The sequence below is a fragment of the Blastococcus sp. SYSU DS1024 genome (assembly GCF_054050795.1).
Genome location: NZ_JBJHAA010000016.1, coordinates 1 through 16,757, shown reverse-complemented (window position 1 = coordinate 16,757; position 16,757 = coordinate 1). Strand labels below are relative to the sequence as shown.

Sequence of the window (16,757 nt, the reverse complement as noted above, 5' to 3'; positions counted from 1 at the left end):
GGGGGCCTCACCACAGCGAGATCGACCGCCGGAAGATGCCGGCCAGGTCCTCCTCGGTCACCGGGCGCGGGCAGGTGGCCAGCAATCGCTGCTGCTTCATCGCGCCGTCGACGAGGTCGGGGACGTCGCCCTCGCCGAACCCGACCGCGCCCACCCCGTTGGGGATGTCGATGTCGCGCATCAGGTCGGCCAGCACCGTGGGCAGGAACTCCGCCAGGTCCGCGGGCCGGTCGGCGCCCGGCGCCAGCAGCTCCGCGGCGCGGACGTGCCGCTCCGGGGACGCCTCGAAGGTGAAGCGGAACGCCTCCGGCGCGGTCAGGGCCACCGACATCCCGTGCGGCACCATCGGCTCGTCGGCCGGGTAGTCCTTGGGGTGGAAGTCCTTCACCTGCCCGGCGATCGGGTAGGCGTTGGCGTGCGGGATGTGCACGCCGGCGTTGCCGAAGCCCATGCCGGCGAACGTCGCCGCGATCGCCATGTCCGACCGCGCCCGGGCGTCCTCGCCGTCGCGCACGGCGGTGCGGAAGGAGCCGGCCAGCAGGCTCATCGCCTTCTCCGACCACATGTCGGAGATGGGGTTGGAGCCGCAGTAGGGCACCCGCTGGTCGGGGCTCTTGCGGTCGTAGGTGGTGTACCAGCGCGCGGTGTAGCTCTCCAGCGCGTGGCAGAGGATGTCCATCCCCGACGCCGCGGTCACCCCGGGCGGCTGGCTGAGGGTGAGGTCGGGGTCGATGACGGCGAGGGTGGGCCGCAGCCAGGCGTGGCTGATGCCGGTCTTCACCCGCTGGGCGATCACGTCCATCACGCAGATCGTGGTGCTCTCCGAGCCGGTGCCGGTCGTCGTCGGGACGGCGACCAGCGGCTTGAGCGGCTGCGACGGCGCCTGGCCCTTGCCGACCGGCACGTTGACGTAGTCCATCAGCTCGCCGGGGTTGGTCGTCAGCAGGTTGATCGCCTTGGCGGTGTCGATGCTCGACCCACCGCCGACGGCGACGAAGGCGTCCCAGGGGCCCGACGACCGGGCCTCGTCGATGGCGGCGACCAGGCTCTGGTCGGTCGGCTCGACGTGGACGCCGTCGAACACCCGCGCCTCGATGCCGAACTGCGACATCTGGTCGGCCACCCGCTGCGGGTGCCCGGTGGCCGCCACCCCGGGGTCGGTCACCACGAGGACCCGCCGCACGCCGTACCGGCTGAGGTCGAAGCCGATCTCGTCGGAGGCGCCGCTGCCGAACTTCAGCTGCGGCGCCCCGTAGGTGAAGACGGACTCGGGGTTGCCGGGCACGGTGCTGGTGGTCAAGGGGTCCCCCTGCGGCTCGGGCGGCGTGCGGTTGCACCGAATGTTGCACGCCGGTTGTGGTCGGCACCACAGCGGCGAATAGTCCAGGTCACCGCCCCGCCCGTCGACGGACGGGCCGTCGACCAGCCCTGGAGGCATCCGTGACCGACACCCCCACGACCGCGCCCTACCTCGGTGAGCTCCTGAAGGACGCGCCCACCAACTGGGGCAAGTGGGGGCCCGACGACGAGGTCGGCGCGCTGAACTACCTCGGTCCCGAGCAGGTGCTCGCCGCGGTCCAGCTCGTGCGCTCGGGCAAGGTCTTCACCCTGCAGCGGCTGATCGGCGACCCGAAGGGCGACCCGGTCTGGCCCGGCCGCACCCCCGCCGTACGCACCCAGGTGCTCGACGAGAGCGACTGGGACGAGGGCGGCAAGGGCGCCGACTACCCCGGCGGCCTGCACTACGCCGACGACAAGATCGACGCCTACCTCCAGGGCTCCACCCAGTACGACGCCCTCGGCCACCTCTGGTACGACGGCAAGATCTGGAACGGCTACGACGCCCGGACCACCGTCGGCGGTCTGGAGAAGGCCAGCGTCGCGCCGATCGCCGAGCGCGGTGTCGTCGGCCGTGCCGTGCTGCTGGACATGGCGCGTTTCCGCGGCAAGGCGACCCTCGACAAGGGCGAGACCTTCACCCACGAGGACCTCGTCGCCTGCGCGGAGGCCCAGGGCACCCCGATCCAGAAGCGGGACATCCTGGTCGTCCGCACCAACTTCCTGCAGCTGTTCCACGAGCAGGGCGAGGCGTTCTACGAGGGCTTCAACGAGCCGGGGCTGGTCTACTCCCCCGAGCTGGTGCAGTGGTTCCAGGAGATGGAGATCCCCAACCTGGTCACCGACACGATCGCCAACGAGGTCACCTTCGACCCCAACAACGGCGTCGCCCTGGTGCTGCACAACGCGCTCATGCGCAACCTCGGGGTCACCCTCACCGAGATCGCCGACCTCGAGAAGCTGGCCGCGGACTGCGCCGAGGACGGGCAGTACGCGTTCCTGTACGTCGCGGCCCCGCTCAAGGTCGCCAAGGCGGCCGGCACCCCCGTCAACCCCGTCGTCATCAAGTGAGGCGGCGCTCGTGAGCGGCTACGACGACCGGCCCTGGCTGGCGCTCTACGGCGACCAGCCGGCCGACTACCCGATCGAGTACGACACCGCCCTGGACATGTTCCGGGCCGGGGTCGAGCGGGACCCCCTCGGCGTCGCCCTGCGGTACTTCGACGGGACGATCACCCGCCGGGAGCTCGACGAGCTCAGCGACGCCCTCGCCGTCGGCCTGCTCGAGCGCGGGTTCGGGCCGGGCGACCGGCTGGCGGTCTACCTGCAGAACGTGCCGCAGTTCGTGATCGCCATGGTCGCCGCCTGGAAGGCCGGCGGGATCATGGTGTCGATCAACCCGATGAGCCGGGCGCGCGAGCTCTCCTACCTGCTCGCGGACTCCGGGGCCACGGTGCTGCTCGCCCTGGAGACGCTCTACGACGAGGTGGCGCGCGAGGTCGTGCCGGACACCGATGTCCGCCTCGTCCTCACGACCAGCGAACTGGAGTTCCAGACGCGGGACGACGAGCGGCTCTTCGCCGGCATCAGCCGGCAGCGGCACGAGGGGACGACGGACTTCGCCGAGTTCGTCGCCGTCCACCGCGGCCGGGTGCCACCGCCGGTCGGCCTGCGCTCCGACGACGTCGCGTTCCTGACCTACACCTCGGGGACCACCGGCGTGCCCAAGGGTGCGATGAACACCCACCGCAACGTGGTCTTCACCGCGCAGGTCTACCGCGACTGGGTGCACGCCGGCCGGGACGGCGCGATCTTCGGCGTCGCCCCGCTGTTCCACATCACCGGCCTGATCGGGCACATCGCGGTCAGCCTGCTGGTGCCGGCGCCGCTGGTGCTGGCCTACCGGTTCGAGCCCCAGGTCGTGCTCGACGCCTTCGCCGAGCACCGCCCGGCGTTCACCATCGGGGCGATCACCGCGTTCAGCGCACTGCTCAACGCCCCCGGGTTCACGCGTGACCACTTCGCCTCGTTCACCTCGATCTACTCCGGCGGTGCGGCGATCTCGCCGACCGCCGAGCAGAACTTCCTGGCCGCCACCGGCAAGCAGGTGCACAACGCCTACGGCCTGACCGAGACGACCTCACCGATGACCGTGACGCCGTTCGGGTCGCCGTCGCCGGTGGACCCGGTCTCGGGTGCGCTGTCGGTCGGCGTCCCCGCCCCGAACACGGTGGTGCGGATCCAGGACGACGAGGGCCGCGACCTGCCCCTGGGCGAGATCGGCGAGATCGTGGCCGAGGGGCCCCAGGTCGTGGCGGGCTACTGGGGCAAGCCCGAGGAGACCGCGGCCGGCCTGCCCGGCGGTGCGCTCAAGAGCGGTGACGTCGGCTTCATGAACGACGAGGGCTGGGTGTTCATCGTCGACCGCAAGAAGGACATGATCAACGCCTCGGGCTACAAGGTGTGGCCGCGCGAGGTCGAGGACGTGCTGGCCGAGCACCCGGCCGTCCGCGAGTCGGCCGTGGTCGGCGTGCCGGACGAGAAGCGCGGCGAGACCGTGAAGGCGTTCGTCAGCCTCAAGCCGGGGGCGAGCACGACGTCGGAGGAGCTGATCGCGCACTGCAAGGAGCGCATGGCCGCCTACAAGTACCCGCGCAGCGTGGAGCTGGTCGACGAACTGCCCAAGACCGTGACCGGCAAGATCCTCCGCCGCGAGCTGCGCGGGCGGTGAGGGCGACCGGACCCCCACGAGCGGAGGGGCGAGGCCGCGTTCCGCCAACCCCACCGGAACGCCCCGCGGCCGGTTAGCGTTCAGCCGGCCCCTCCCGGCTCGCCGATCCTGGCGGTGATGACGATGACCACTCCGCCCGAGCCCGCCGTCGGGGCTGTCCCGGCCCCGGCGGCGGACGCCGCGGCACCCGCCTCGGGAGCTCCGGCGGTGCGACGACCCTCGCCGGTCCCGCGGGATCCCTCGGCCGTCCGGCCCGGAACCCGGCCGGCGCGCCGGCGCTCCGCGCCGAGGCGGGCGACGCCGCCGCCGTCGCCACCGGCCCGGTGCGCCGCCGAGACGGCGGCCCTCCGCCGGTTGCGTGGACTGGCAGTCCTGACGGGCGGGCTGGGGTTCGCCGCGCTGGTCACGCTCAGCGGGGCCGATGTGCCCGCGGCCGGCTCCGCCGGCCTGCAGGTATCGGCGGACGACCGGGCGGAGACGCGGATCTGGCTGCTGCCCCCCGAGGCGGGCAGTGGCATGGGGCCGCTGGAGATCCCGACCATCGGCGCTCTCCCACCCGGGACCGAGGACTGGTTCCTGCCCGGCGCCCCCACCGCCGGCGTTCCGAGCCCCGTCCCGCCGGACCCTGGGGACGCGGGCCGGCAACCTGCGCCCCCGGCGCCGTCCCCGTCGCCCACGGCCACGCCGGCGCCGACGCCGGACCGCTCCGACGAGGACCCGGTCGAGCCGCTCGACGAGGAACTCGCCGCCGACCCGGGTCCCGCCGCCATGGAGCCCGCGTCCTCCCCCGGCCACACGTCCTCCCTGTCCGCGGCCCGGCACCCGGCCCCCTCGACACCGCCGCCCGCCCCGGCACCCCTGACCACCCCGGCATCGCCGACGGTGCCGTCACCCACGGAGACCCCCGCGCCGTCACCCACGGAGCCCACACCCACGGAGCCCACACCCACCGGGACCCCACCCACCGGGACCCCCGCGCCGTCGCCCACGGAGCCCCCACCCACCGAGACCCCCGAACCGACCGTGGTGCTCGTGCCCGGGGCGCCGCTGGAGGTGCGGGACCCCGCGACGAGCGACCTGGTCCTCACCGTCACGGTGGAGGAGGTGCTGCCGGACGTGAGCTGCGCCGACCCCGCCGTCGTCCCCCGCAACGGGTCACTGGTGGCGGTCCGCATCACGGTGACCACCGGCGCCGATCTCTCCGCGCTGGGGAGCGAGCGCAGCGTGGCGGCCGGGGACTTCCACCTGGTCGGGGACGACGGCACGGTCGTCGCCGGCGGCTCGCCGGCCGGGGTGTGCGACGCCGGCGCAGCGTCCTTCCCGGCGGCTCCGCTCGCACCCGCCCAGGAGCGCAGCGGCACGGTGGTGCTCGACGTGCCCGAGCTGTCGGGGACCGTGCTCTACCGCCCGGGGTGGCCGGCCGCCGGAGGTGAGTGACGACCGGGGAGCGGCGGGCGCCGCACTGCGGCAGGGTGGGGGCATGACGACGGAGCCCGAGACGCCGCAGCCCCGCGACATCGCCCTGGAGCAGGAGTCGCCCGAGATGGCGGCGTCCCTGGAGGAGCAGAGCGCGCCCCGCGAGGCGCCGCAGGGTGACGAGAGCGACGTCGAGGGCCACCCCTCCTAGGTACGCCGCCCGGCGGTCAGCTGCCGGGCCGGGATGCGGCCGGCTGCGACGTAGTACAGCGTCGTCCCCACCGCGAGCGGGGTGTCCCAGGGCGGGCTCACCGCGAGCCCCTCAGGGCCGCGCACCGCCAGCACGGTGGCACCGAAGGCCGCGCCGAAGTGCCGCTGGCACTCGCCGAACGTCGCGTGCGGGAAGCCCGGCGGCACGGTCATCGAGTAGGTGTTGCGCCCGCCGTGGGTCATCAGCTCGCTGTAGACCTGGGTGATGCCGGGATCGTTGGCCTCCTCGGTGAGCAGGGACGGCATGTGCCACTGGACGCCCTGCACGCCGGCGCTGACGTAGCGCAGCGTGTCCCGCCGCTCGAGGTCGCGCAGCGCCGCGACGAGGTGGACCCCGGGGTGCGCGTGCTCGACGGCCACCACGACGGCGAGCGTCTCGTTGTCGTCCCGCACGTCGACGACCACCGTCCGGGCCTGCGGCACGCACGCCCGCTGCATGACGTCCTCGTGGGTGAGGTCGCCGCGGACGAAGTGCACCGCCGGCTGGTCGGGCATGGGGTTCTCCATGACGTCCTCCCAGGCGCACAGCGCGACCTGGGTCCGCCCCTCGGCGGTCAGCTCGGCGACGATCCGCTCGGTGCGCCCGGGCCAGTAGCCCAGCAGCACCACGTGGTCGGACAGGTCCAGGGGAACCACACCTCTCAGACGGCGGCCCCGCAACGACTGCAGGGCCTCGGACAGCCGGGTGAACAGCAGGGTCAGGGTGACGATGCCGCCCACGATCACGTAGGCGCCGATGACCCGGCCGACCACGGAGCTGGGGAAGACGTCGCCGTAGCCCACGGTCGCGGCGGTGACGAGGAAGTACCACCAGTAGGTGCCCGGCGCGGTGATGTCGCTGCCCACGGGCTCGACCAGCGCCATCGCCAGCCAGCTGGAGAGGAAGACGAACACCGCGACCGCCAGCGGCAGCCGCCAGCCGGTCAGGCGCAGGCGGATCAACCGCGTGAAGCGGTGGAGGAGGAACGGCAACGGAGCTCCAGGGGCAGGGGCCGGGACGACGCAAGCTACCGCGGCGCGCACCGGACGACGGGCGGCATGCACCTGTTCGCCGTACGTTCGGGACCGTGACCGTCGACAGCCCCGACTTCTACGCCATCGATGACCTCCTCGAGCCGGAGGAGATCGCGATCCGCGACCAGGTCCGGGCCTTCTGCGCCGCAGAGGTCACCCCGTACATCAACGACTACTGGGAACGCGCGGAGTTCCCGTTCGAGATGGCGCGGAAGCTCGCCGGGCTCGGCATCGTCGGCGGCACGATCGAGGGCCACGGCTGCCCCGGCATGAGCAACGTCGCCGCGGGCCTGGTGGCCGCGGAGCTGGCCCGCGGCGACGGGAGCATCGGCACCTTCAACGGCGTGCACAGCTTCCTGGCGATGCAGTCGATCGCCGTCCTCGGCGACGAGGAGCAGCGCGAGCGCTGGCTGCCCGAGATGGTGCGGCTGGAGAAGATCGGCGCCTTCGGCCTGACCGAGCCCAAGCACGGCTCCGACGCCGTGGGCCTGGAGACCTCGGCCCGCCGCGACGGTGACGCCTTCGTGCTCAACGGGCAGAAGAAGTGGATCGGCAACGGGTCGATCGCCGACTACGTGATCATCTGGGCGCGCGGCGAGGACGGCAAGGTCGGCGGCTACGTCGTCGAGAAGGGCACCCCGGGCTACGAGGCGACGGTCATGACCGGCAAGACGGCACTGCGCGCGGTGTGGCAGGCCGAGATCACCCTGACCGACGTCCGGGTGCCGGCGGAGAACAAGCTGGCCAACTGCCACTCGTTCAAGGACGTCTCCTCGATGCTCGACCGGACCCGCTACACGGTCGCCTGGCGGGCGCTGGGCCTGGCGACGGCGTCCTACGAGCTGGCTCTGGCCCACGCCCTGCGGCGCGAGCAGTTCGGCCAGCCCATCGCGGGCTTCCAGCTGGTGCAGGACAAGCTCGCCCGCATGCTGGCGGAGATCACGTCGATGCAGCTGATGTGCTGGCGGCTGTCGAAGCTCGCCGACGCCGGCCGGATGACGGCGGCGATGGCGTCGCTGGCCAAGATGAACCACGCGGCCAAGGCGCGGGCGATCGTCGCCGACGCGCGCGACATCCTCGGCGGCGACGGCATCCTGCTCGACCACCACGTCGCCCGGCACCACGCCGACATGGAGGCGATCTTCACCTTCGAGGGCACCGACTCGGTGCAGGCGCTGATCGTGGGCCGGGCGATCACCGGGCTGTCGGCGATCAGCGGCCGGAAGCCCGAGCGGCGCTGAGCGGGTCGGCCGGCTCCGGCCGGCCGACCCGGGAGCCCGGGGTCAGCGGGCGGTGGTCAGCCGGTTGTCGACGGCGGTGAGGCGCGCGCACTCGGGGCAACCGGTGCGGCCCACGCCGATGCGCTCCCACTTCTGGGAACCCCAGACCTGGACGATGGCCCCGCAGAGGGCCAGCTCCACCTCGCCGTCCAGCTCGGCCGGCGGGCGGTGGGCCTCCACGGCGTGCCACGGGTAGCTCGGCTCGGTGCGCGGCCCGCCGGACCAGCGGTCGGGACGGGCGAAACCCACGGCGTACGTGTCCACGGGTCACACGTGCCCCGGATCACCGGCGCTCAATCACCACGATCGGGCGAAACCGGCTCCGCGACGACGGCCACGCTGCGCGACCGACCCGCCGGCGCCGGCGTCACCGACGGTCACCCCGCCGGAGGACGGCGTTCGCGCGTTACCGTCGATGTCTCGCGCGGGAGGTGCACGCAGATGGATCCGATCAGCCTGCTGGTGGGCGCGGCGCTGCTCGGCGCCGGCTTCGTCGCCGGGCGACTGGGCCGGGGCCGGCCGAGCGCCCCGCCCCCACCGATGACCCCGCTGTGCGGCTGCGGGCACACGCTCAGCCAGCACGACACCGAGAGCAACACCTGCTACGCCGAGTTGCGGCGCGACACCTACGACAAGCGGGGCCGCTGGTCCGGGCACAGCTGGGTGCCCTGCACCTGCCGCCAGTACGTCGGCCCCCGGCCGATCGACGAGGTGTTCGTCCCGCGCGTGCTGCCGCCGACCGACTGATCCCACCTTTGGCCGGGCATGCAGGTCGGGTGAGCAACCCGTCCGGACGGCCCCGGGGCACCCGCACCGACGACCTGCTGGCCCTCACCGAGCCGGCCCGCGCGCTGGTCAGCGCCGGCGCGCTCGCGGCTGGGTCCCCGCTGCTCCGGTTCGCCCCCCGCGGCGAGCCGCACCCGGTCGTCGTCCTCCCGGGCTGGCTGGCCTCCGACGCCTCCACCCGGACGCTGCGCCGCTGGATCGGCCGGCTCGGCCACCCCGTGGTCGGCTGGGACCTCGGCCGCAACCACGGGCCCCGGCCGGAGGTGGTGGACGGCGTCCGGGCGCTGGTGCAGCGGCTCGCCGACGAGCACGGCGGACCGGTGAGCATCGTCGGGCAGAGCCTCGGTGGCATCTTCGCCCGTCGGCTGGCCGAGCGCTCCCCCCAGCTGGTGCGGCAGGTGGTCTCGCTCGGCTCCCCCGTCGCCGGGGTGCCGTCCCGGCCGCGCCGCGCCGCCGCGGGCGCCGGCATGTACCAGGAGTACCGCCGCCTGCGGGCCGTGCGGGACGTGCGCCCAGCCCCGGCGCTGCCGGTGCCGAGCACCTCGGTCTACTCGCGCTGGGACGGCGTCGTCGACTGGCGCACCTGCCTGCAGCAGGCGGGGCCGCTCAGCGAGAACGTCGCCGTGCACGCCAGCCACCTGGGCATGGGGCTGGATCCGGCCGTGCTCTGGGTGGTCGCCGACCGGCTGGCCCAGCCCCTCGGCGCCTGGCGGCCGTTCCGGCGACCGACCCGTCTCGGGCTGCGCGCCTTCTTCCCCGCCGGGTGAGCGACGGCCCGGTCGGCGGCCGACGGGGCGCGGGCCGGGCCAGGGCGGTGGCCCCGCCCGCGCTCGGGCGGGTCAGCCGCGCAGGAGCTCGCCGAAGCGCGCGCTGCTCTCGTCGATCGCCGTCTGCGCGGCCGGCGAGATCGTGCCCATGTCGAAGAAGCCGTGGATCATGCCGTCGTAGCGCCGGACGTCCGCGGGAACGCCCGCGGCGCGCAACGCCTCGCCGTAGGCCTCGCCCTCGTCCCGCAGGGGGTCGTACTCGGCCGTGACGATCACCGCCGGGGGCAGGCCGGAGAGGTCGGCGCCGTGCAGCGGCGACAGCCGCGGGTCCTTCGCGTCGTCCCAGGCGCCGGCGTAGTGGCCGTAGAACCAGTCCATGGTGTCCTTCTCGAGGAAGTACCCCTTGGCGTTCTCGATGCGGGAGGGGTACTCGCCCTCGGCGTCCACCGCCGGGTAGATGAGGAACTGCGCCGTCACCGGCGTGCCGTCGGCGTGCAGGGCCTGGACGACGACGGCGGAGAGGTTCCCACCGGCGCTGTCCCCGGCGACACCGAGCCGCTGGTCCCCGCCGAACTCGTCGAGGTGCGCCGCGATCCAGCGGGCGGCGGTCACCGCGTCGTCCGCCGCGGCCGGGAACGGGTGCTCGGGGGCCAGCCGGTAGTCGACGGCGACCACCACGGCGCCGCTGCCCCGGCAGACGTTGCGGGCCATGTTGTCGTGGGTGTCGAGGTCTCCGATCACCCAGCCGCCACCGTGGAAGAAGATGACCGTCGGGAAGGGCCCCTCGCCCTCCGGGCGGTAGACGCGGGCCCGCAGGTCGCCCTCGGCGCCCGGGACGGTGCGGTCCTCGGTGCCGCCCACGGGCACCAGCTGCTCCGGTGTGCGGGCGCCGTGGGTCAGCGCCAGGTACAGCGCCCGCCCGGCCTCGGGGCTGCCTTCGTACATGGGCGGCATCCCCGCCTGCTCCATCATGGTCAGCATCGCGGCGATGTTCTGGTCGACGGGCACGGCGACTCCTGTTCTGGGTGGATGGGAGGTGCGGGGGTGCGGACGGTCAGCGGTAGACGAGGGACGAGTCGTCGAGGTCGACGGCGGGCAGCGCGGTGCGCTCCTGCGCGTACTCCAGCAGGTGGGTCCAGGGCTCGCGGTCGCCCTGCTTGAACATGCGGTCCACCGAGCGCATGACGTAGCCGGAGTTGAAGTTCTCCGGCTCGGCCCACGGCCGCAGGGGCATGTCCGCGTCCTCGGGACGCAGGGTCGGGACGACCACGGTGGCCCCGCGCTCCTGCATGTGCGCCAGCAGCCGGCAGACGAGCTCGCTGACCAGGTCGGCGCGCAGGGTCCAGCTGGCGCGGAAGTACCCGAACACGTAGGCCATGTTCGGCACGCCGCTGATCATCGTGCCGCGCCAGGTGACCCGCTGGGTGAAGTCGACCGGCTCGCCGTCGACGGTGAAGGCGACACCCCCGAAGAGACTGAGGTCGAAGCCGGTCGCGGTGACGACGACGTCCGCCTCGAGCTCCTCCCCCGACGACGTCCGGATCCCGTTCTCGGTGAAGGTCTCGATCGTGTCGGTGACGACCGAGGCGCGCCCCTCGCGGATCGCGGTGAACAGGTCGCCGTCGGGCAGGAGCGCCAGCCGCTGCTGCCAGGGCCGGTAGCCGGGGTTGAAGTGCTTGTCGATGTCGAAGCCCTCGGGCAGGAGGGGACGCATCGCCTCGATGAGCATCTCCCTCAGCTCGTCGGGCGCCTCGAACGACAGCCGGGTGATCTCGTCGCCCTCGGCGATGTAGGCCCGCCGGAGGATCTCGTGCGTCCACTCGTCCGGGACCTCGAGGGCCCGCAGCGTCTCGGCCAGCTCGTGCGTGCGGGGTCGGGCGAAGAAGAACGTCGGGGAACGCTGCAGCATCGTCACGTGGGCAGCGGTCTCGGCCATGGCGGGGACCAGGGTCGCGGCGGTCGCGCCCGAGCCGATGACCACGACCCGCTTGCCGGAGTGGTCGAGGTCGTCCGGCCACTGCTGCGGGTGCACGACCACGCCGCGGAACCGGTCCGTCCCCGGCCACTCGGGCCGGTAGGGGCGCCCGTGGTCGTAGTAGCCCTGGCACATCCACAGGAAGTCGGTCGTGACGGCGAGCTCCTCGCCGGTGTCCTCGCGGGTGACCCGCACGGTCCACCGGCGCTCCGCGGACGACCAGCTCGCGCTCGTCACCCGGTGGCGGTAGCGGATGCTCCCGGCCAGCTCGTCCTCGTCGATGACCTCGTCGAGGTAGGACAGGATCTCCGCCGAGGTGGCGATCGACGCCCCGCGCCACGGCTTGAACCGGTAGCCGAAGGTGAACAGGTCGCTGTCGGACCGGACGCCCGGGTACCGGTGCGTCCACCAGGTGCCCCCGCGGCTGTCGAGCGCGTCCAGGATGGCGAAGGTCCGGCCGGGGAGGCGGTCCTTCAGGTGGTGCGCCGCCCCGATGCCCGAGATGCCCGCGCCGACGATGAGCACGTCCACGTGCTCGGTCGTCGCCGTCGTGACGGGCTGTTCCGCGATGGCCGTCATCTCGTGCTCCCCCTACGTTCGTGACCTCTGTCACCGCGAACGTAATGAGGAGCACGCGGTGTGAGCCATGACACAATCGGCCGCACATTGATGAATTCGGCCAACCCCGTCCACGCCGCCGCCCGGGGCACGGGCAGCGCGGCGCTGCTGTGCGCGCTCGCCGAGGAGCACGGGCTGCCGCGTGCGCGCCTCCTCGAGGACGCCGGCATCGCGGAGGCGGCCCTCGCCGACCCGGCTGCCGAGATCAGCGCCGAGCAGGAGGTCCGTCTCGTCGCCGCGCTGGCCGCCGAGCTGCCCGAGCACGGCGGCCTGGCCGCCGGGGTGCGCTACCGGCTGGCCACCTACGGCATCTGGGGCTTCGCCCTCCTCTCCAGCCGCACGCTGCGCGAGGGCCACGAGGTCTCGATGCGCTTCCTCGACCTGACCTACGCGCTCACCCGGATCAGCGCCCAGGAGGACGAGGGGGAGCTCACCCTCTTCTTCGACGACCTCGACCTGCCCGAGCCGGTGCGCCGGTTCGTCCTGCTGCGCGATGCATCGGCGGCGCTGCAGCTGTGGCGGGAGTCCCTGGGCCGCCCCGTCGTCCCCCTGCGCGTGGCGCTGCGGCTGCCGGAACCCGCCGACCCGGCGCCGTACGACGCCGCGTTCGGGGTGCCGCCGCGGTTCGACGCCGCCCGGTCGGTCCTCGTCTTCGACGCCGGGCTGCTCGACCAGCCGCTGCCGCAGGCGGCGCCGCTGACCGCCGCCCTGTGCGAGGCGCAGTGCCGGGAGCTGCTCGAGCGGCGGGTGTCCCGCCGCGGGCTGAGCGGCCAGGTCCGCGACCTGCTGCTCCGCCGCCCCCAGGAGATGCCCGGCCAGGAGGCCGTCGCCGCCGAGCTGCACATGAGCGTGCGGACGCTGCGCCGCCACCTCGAGGAGGAGGGGACGAGCTTCCGCGCCGTCGTGGACCAGACCCGGCGGCACCTCGCCGAGGAGCTGCTCGTCACCGTGGGGCTGAGCGTGGAGCAGGTCGCCGAGCGGATCGGCTACTCGGAGGCCTCGGCCTTCGTCCACGCCTTCCGGCGCTGGACCGGGGTCAGCCCGCGGCGCTGGGCGCGGTCGGCCCGCGCGGACGCGCACACCTGAGGCGGCCGCCGTCCGCCGCACGACCTGCCCGCGCCGCTCAGGTCCAGGTCCGCCCGGCGGCCAGGACCACCAGCGCCACCGTCGTGCCGACCTCCACCAGGGCGCCGAACACGTCACCGTTGACCCCGCCGAGCCGCCGGTCCGCGTGCCGGGTGAGCAGACCGGTCGTGGCGAGCGCCACCGCGACCGCGGCGAGCGCCCACGCCGCCTCCGCGGCGGATCCGCCGGTCGCCGGCACCGCCGCGCCCACCGCGACGAGCAGCACCGCGGTCGCGACCACCCGCACCGCGGTCGAACCCGCGCCGGCCACCAGCACACCCAGCGAGGACCCCGCTGCCGGCCGCCGCGCCGCCGCGTGCAGCACCGCCACCCGGCCGGTGACCGTCGCGAGGACGACGGCCACCACGCCCTCCCCCCGTGCGGCGTCGCCGAGGACTGCCGCCAGCGCGGCGACCTGGACCAGCACCGTGCAGGCGATCGCCGCGACGGCGAAGGCACCCACCTCCGGGCGCCGCATGATGGCCAGCGCCTGCTCGGCCGGTCGCCCGCTGCCGAGACCGTCGGCGAGGTCGGCGGTCGCGTCCAGGTGCAGCCCCCGGGTGAGCAGGGCGAGCGCCGCGACGACCAGCGCCGCGGCCAGCAGCGGCGACCCCTCCGCGCCACCGCGCCAGACGGCCAGCGCGGGCAGGCAGGCCAGTACGCCCAGCACCAGGCCGACGACCGGCAGCCAGCGCAGCACGCCCGCCCCGGGGGTGCGCGCCCGCTGCGGGACGGGCAGCACGCTGAACAGACCCAGCGCGGCGAGCAGCCCGCCGCCGCCCGCCACCGACCGCGGAGCCGCGCTCACCGCAGCCGCTGCGGGAGCCCGGCGGTGACCAGCCAGACCCGCTGGGAGGCGGCGGCGACGCGGGCGTTGAGGATGCCGAGCTCGTCGCGGTAGCGGCGGCCCGAGGCGGTGGCGGGCACGACGCCGGAGCCCACCTCGTTGCTCACCGCGACCACCCGGCGGCGGGTGCCGGACCAGGCGTCCACGACGTCGTCGACCGCGGCGGCCAGCCGCGCGTCGGCGCCCTCGGCCGCGGTCCAGACGCCGCAGTCGTCCATCACCCGGGCCAGCCAGGTGGAGAGGCAGTCCACGAGCAGCGGCGGACCCGGCTCCCCCAGCACCCCGACCAGGTCGACGGTCTCGACGGTGCGCCAGGACGCCGGGCGGCGGTCGCGGTGCAGGGCCACCCGATCGGCCCACTCGGGGTCGCCGCCGTCGGCCGGCAGGCCGCAGGCCACGTACTCGACCCCCCGGGCGCGCGCCAGCAGCTGCTCGGCGTACCGCGACTTGCCCGAGCGCGCCCCGCCGAGGACCAGCACGCGGCGCGGTCGCCGCGGGATCACCGGACCCGCCCGGCGGTGTGCCGGGCCCGCAGCGCGGTGAGCAGCAGCTGCGCGGCGAGCACGGCGCCGATGCCCTCCCCCGCGCGCAGGCGCAGGTCGAGCAGCGGCTCGAGCCCCAGCTCGGTGAGCACCCCGGCGTGCCCGCGCTCGCGGCTGCGCTGGCCCGCGACCAGCGCCGGCTGCGCGGCCGGCTCCAGGCGCGCCGCGACGGTGGCGGCGACCGAGGTGACCAGCCCGTCGAGGACCACCGGCACCCCGGCCGCCGCGGCGCCGAGCGTGATCCCGGTGAGGACGGCCAGCTCCGGGCCCCCGAGCGCCGCCAGGGCCGTCAGCGGCTCGTCGAGCGCCGAGCCGTGCTCGGTCCGCGCGCGGTCCAGGGCACCTCGGACGACGGCCCGCTTGCGGTCGAGCATCGCCGCGTCGGCGCCCGCCCCGAGACCGACCGCGTCGTCGGGGTCCAGGCCGAGCAGGCCGCAGGCGAGCGCGGCCGCCACCGTGGTGTTGCCGATGCCGACCTCGCCGAGGCAGACCAGGCCGTCGGCGGCGAGCTCGTGGCCCAGCGCCCGCCCCTCCTCGACCAGCGCCGCGGCGACGGCCGGGGTGAGGGCGTCGGCGGTGAGCAGGTCGCCCTGCGCCTCCGGGGAGACCGCGTGGTGGGCGCGCACCCGCAGCCCGGCCTGCCGGGCGGTCGACGCCCCGAGCGACTCCCCGGTGCGGGTCGCGGCCAGCACGTCGGCGGTCACGGTCGACGGGTAGGCCGACACCGCGTGCGCGCGGGCGACGGGGTGGTCACCGGCCACGACGACCAGCGTGCCGGTGGCCGGCACCGGTCCGGGCAGGGCCAGCACGCGGTCGACGGCGCGGTCGAGCACCCCGAGCGACCCGGGCACGGCGAGCAGGTCGTCACCGGTGTCCCGCGCGGCCACCACGGCCTCCGGCCGCGGACCGGCGAGGTGGCTGACCGGCGCGTCCGGGCTGTCGTCCGCCGGCCACCGCTCGTGCAGCACGACGTCGTCCAGCGCGGCGCGGGTGGACCAGCCGTGCCGCACGAGGCCGGGCTCGGGTGGGCGCTCGTCGGGCCAGCCCAGGCACAGCCAGCCGAGGGTCTGCACGCCGTCGGGCAGGTGCAGCAGCTCGGCCAGGTCGGGCGGCTGGAAGAGCGTCACCCACCCCATGCCCAGGCCGGCGGCGCGGGCGGCCAGCCACATGTTCTGGATGGCGCAGGCGCAGCTCCACAGGTCGGCGTCCGGGAAGGTGGCGCGGCCCAGCACGCCGGTGGCGTGGGTGCGGCGGTCGCAGGCGACGACGACGCCCAGCGGCGCCTCGCGGATGCCCTCCAGCTGCAGGTCGAGCAGCCGGGCCCGGCGGTCGGGGGTGAGCAGCTCGGCCTGGCGCAGCCGCTCGCGGTCGGCGAGCACCGCGGCGCGGTCCCGCGTGCCCTGCTCGGTGACGACGACGAACCGCCACGGCTGCGAGTGGCCCACCGACGGCGCCCGGTGACCGGCCTCCAGGACCGACCGCAGCAGCTCCGGGGGCACCGGGTCGGGGCGGTAGCGGCGGATGTCCCGCCGCGCCCCGATGACGGTGTGCAGCGCCTCGACCGTGGCGGCGCCCAGGGCCCAGCCCCCCGGGTCCGCGGCTCGTTCGGCGGCGTGGGTCTGGTCACCGATCACCGGGACCGGCCGGGGCCAGGTCATGCCAACTCCTCCATCGGGTCTCGGGAAGACCCTCGCACGCCCGCACCGGCGCGTGGACCCCGGTTCCCCCGCAGGGGTCCGCTGGATCAGCCCTCCGGGGCGGCCAGCTCGCCCAGCGCGCGGCGCAGGCCCTCGACGCGCGCGGGGCCCAGGGAGGCGGCCAGCGCCGCCTCGTGGGCGCGCACCAGAGCCTCCCAGCGGCGCAGCCGGTCGCGGCCGGGGCCGGAGAGGTGGACGACGACCTTGCGCCCGTCCTCGGGATGCGGCAGCCGGTAGGCCAGCGGGGGGGGGGGGGGGGGGGGGGGGGGGGGGGGGGGGGGGGGGGGGGGGGGGGGGGGGGGGGGGGGCGGGGCCCGCCGGGGGGGGGCGGGCCCCGCCGGCGGCCCGCGG

Annotated in this window: 16 protein-coding genes; 8 read left to right on the top strand and 8 right to left on the bottom strand. The window is 74.9% G+C overall.

The genetic code is table 11. The features are described from left to right. Positions 1 to 7: 7 nt before the first annotated feature. Complete coding sequence (locus tag ACI79S_RS14705; RefSeq protein WP_456594188.1) at positions 8 to 1,300, bottom strand: hydroxyacid-oxoacid transhydrogenase; 1,293 nt, start codon at positions 1,298 to 1,300, stop codon at positions 8 to 10. A 140-nt stretch (positions 1,301 to 1,440) separates the two neighbouring features. On the opposite strand from ACI79S_RS14705, the gene ACI79S_RS14700 reads away from it, so the two are divergent. The 4 genes from ACI79S_RS14700 to ACI79S_RS14685 all read left to right on the top strand — a co-directional run bounded on the left by ACI79S_RS14700 (position 1,441) and on the right by ACI79S_RS14685 (position 5,696). Then, positions 1,441 to 2,409: a cyclase family protein gene (locus ACI79S_RS14700; RefSeq protein WP_456594187.1), complete on the top strand. Its 969-nt coding sequence runs from the start codon at positions 1,441 to 1,443 to the stop codon at positions 2,407 to 2,409. 10 nt (positions 2,410 to 2,419) lie between these two features. Then, positions 2,420 to 4,069 carry an AMP-binding protein gene (locus ACI79S_RS14695; protein ID WP_456594186.1) on the top strand — a complete coding sequence of 550 codons (1,650 nt, stop codon included), beginning with the start codon at positions 2,420 to 2,422 and terminating at the stop codon, positions 4,067 to 4,069. A gap of 354 nt (positions 4,070 to 4,423) precedes the next feature. Next, positions 4,424 to 5,506, top strand: coding sequence for a hypothetical protein (locus ACI79S_RS14690; protein WP_456594185.1), 1,083 nt, complete (start codon positions 4,424 to 4,426; stop codon positions 5,504 to 5,506). A gap of 43 nt (positions 5,507 to 5,549) precedes the next feature. Next, positions 5,550 to 5,696, top strand: a complete 147-nt coding sequence (locus tag ACI79S_RS14685; protein WP_456594184.1) for a hypothetical protein — start codon at positions 5,550 to 5,552, stop codon at positions 5,694 to 5,696. On the opposite strand, the gene ACI79S_RS14680 is transcribed toward ACI79S_RS14685, so the two are convergent. Continuing rightward, the gene (locus tag ACI79S_RS14680; RefSeq protein WP_456594183.1) at positions 5,693 to 6,727 is read right to left on the bottom strand and encodes an ion channel; all 1,035 of its coding nucleotides are present in this window, start codon (positions 6,725 to 6,727) and stop codon (positions 5,693 to 5,695) included. The two genes, ACI79S_RS14685 and ACI79S_RS14680, sit on opposite strands and share 4 nt — an antisense overlap. A 95-nt stretch (positions 6,728 to 6,822) precedes the next feature. On the opposite strand from ACI79S_RS14680, the gene ACI79S_RS14675 reads away from it, so the two are divergent. After that, positions 6,823 to 8,010 carry an acyl-CoA dehydrogenase family protein gene (locus ACI79S_RS14675; RefSeq protein WP_456594182.1) on the top strand — a complete coding sequence of 396 codons (1,188 nt, stop codon included), beginning with the start codon at positions 6,823 to 6,825 and terminating at the stop codon, positions 8,008 to 8,010. A gap of 42 nt (positions 8,011 to 8,052) precedes the next feature. On the opposite strand, the gene ACI79S_RS14670 is transcribed toward ACI79S_RS14675, so the two are convergent. After that, positions 8,053 to 8,313 (bottom strand): hypothetical protein, encoded by a 261-nt coding sequence (locus ACI79S_RS14670; protein ID WP_456594181.1) that lies wholly within the window; start codon positions 8,311 to 8,313, stop codon positions 8,053 to 8,055. Positions 8,314 to 8,490: 177 nt separating this feature from the next. On the opposite strand from ACI79S_RS14670, the gene ACI79S_RS14665 reads away from it, so the two are divergent. Together ACI79S_RS14665 and ACI79S_RS14660 are read left to right on the top strand one after the other, a co-directional pair. Further along, complete coding sequence (locus ACI79S_RS14665) at positions 8,491 to 8,796, top strand: hypothetical protein (RefSeq protein WP_456594180.1); 306 nt, start codon at positions 8,491 to 8,493, stop codon at positions 8,794 to 8,796. A 29-nt stretch (positions 8,797 to 8,825) separates the two neighbouring features. Beyond that, positions 8,826 to 9,602 carry an esterase/lipase family protein gene (locus ACI79S_RS14660; protein ID WP_456594179.1) on the top strand — a complete coding sequence of 259 codons (777 nt, stop codon included), beginning with the start codon at positions 8,826 to 8,828 and terminating at the stop codon, positions 9,600 to 9,602. A gap of 72 nt (positions 9,603 to 9,674) precedes the next feature. On the opposite strand, the gene ACI79S_RS14655 is transcribed toward ACI79S_RS14660, so the two are convergent. Beyond that, the gene (locus ACI79S_RS14655; RefSeq protein ID WP_456594178.1) at positions 9,675 to 10,610 is read right to left on the bottom strand and encodes an alpha/beta hydrolase fold domain-containing protein; all 936 of its coding nucleotides are present in this window, start codon (positions 10,608 to 10,610) and stop codon (positions 9,675 to 9,677) included. A 46-nt stretch (positions 10,611 to 10,656) separates the two neighbouring features. Beyond that, positions 10,657 to 12,156, bottom strand: a complete 1,500-nt coding sequence (locus ACI79S_RS14650) for a flavin-containing monooxygenase (RefSeq protein ID WP_456594177.1) — start codon at positions 12,154 to 12,156, stop codon at positions 10,657 to 10,659. Between the two features lie 90 nt (positions 12,157 to 12,246). On the opposite strand from ACI79S_RS14650, the gene ACI79S_RS14645 reads away from it, so the two are divergent. Further along, entirely contained in the window at positions 12,247 to 13,281 is a 1,035-nt protein-coding gene (locus ACI79S_RS14645; RefSeq protein WP_456594176.1) for an AraC family transcriptional regulator, read from the top strand. Between the two features lie 37 nt (positions 13,282 to 13,318). Here ACI79S_RS14645 and ACI79S_RS14640 read toward each other — a convergent pair whose 3' ends face one another. From ACI79S_RS14640 to bluB, 3 genes are read right to left on the bottom strand one after another with little or no spacing between them, the layout of a single operon-like run. Continuing rightward, positions 13,319 to 14,128: an adenosylcobinamide-GDP ribazoletransferase gene (locus ACI79S_RS14640; RefSeq protein WP_456594175.1), complete on the bottom strand. Its 810-nt coding sequence runs from the start codon at positions 14,126 to 14,128 to the stop codon at positions 13,319 to 13,321. After that, on the bottom strand, positions 14,125 to 14,670 hold the full coding sequence (locus ACI79S_RS14635; RefSeq protein ID WP_456594174.1) for a bifunctional adenosylcobinamide kinase/adenosylcobinamide-phosphate guanylyltransferase: 546 nt from the start codon (positions 14,668 to 14,670) through the stop codon (positions 14,125 to 14,127). Before ACI79S_RS14635 ends, ACI79S_RS14640 begins: the two co-directional genes overlap by 4 nt. Continuing rightward, positions 14,667 to 16,367, bottom strand: a complete 1,701-nt coding sequence (bluB, locus tag ACI79S_RS14630; RefSeq protein WP_456594173.1) for a 5,6-dimethylbenzimidazole synthase — start codon at positions 16,365 to 16,367, stop codon at positions 14,667 to 14,669. Before bluB ends, ACI79S_RS14635 begins: the two co-directional genes overlap by 4 nt. Between the last annotated feature and the right edge of the window lie 390 nt (positions 16,368 to 16,757).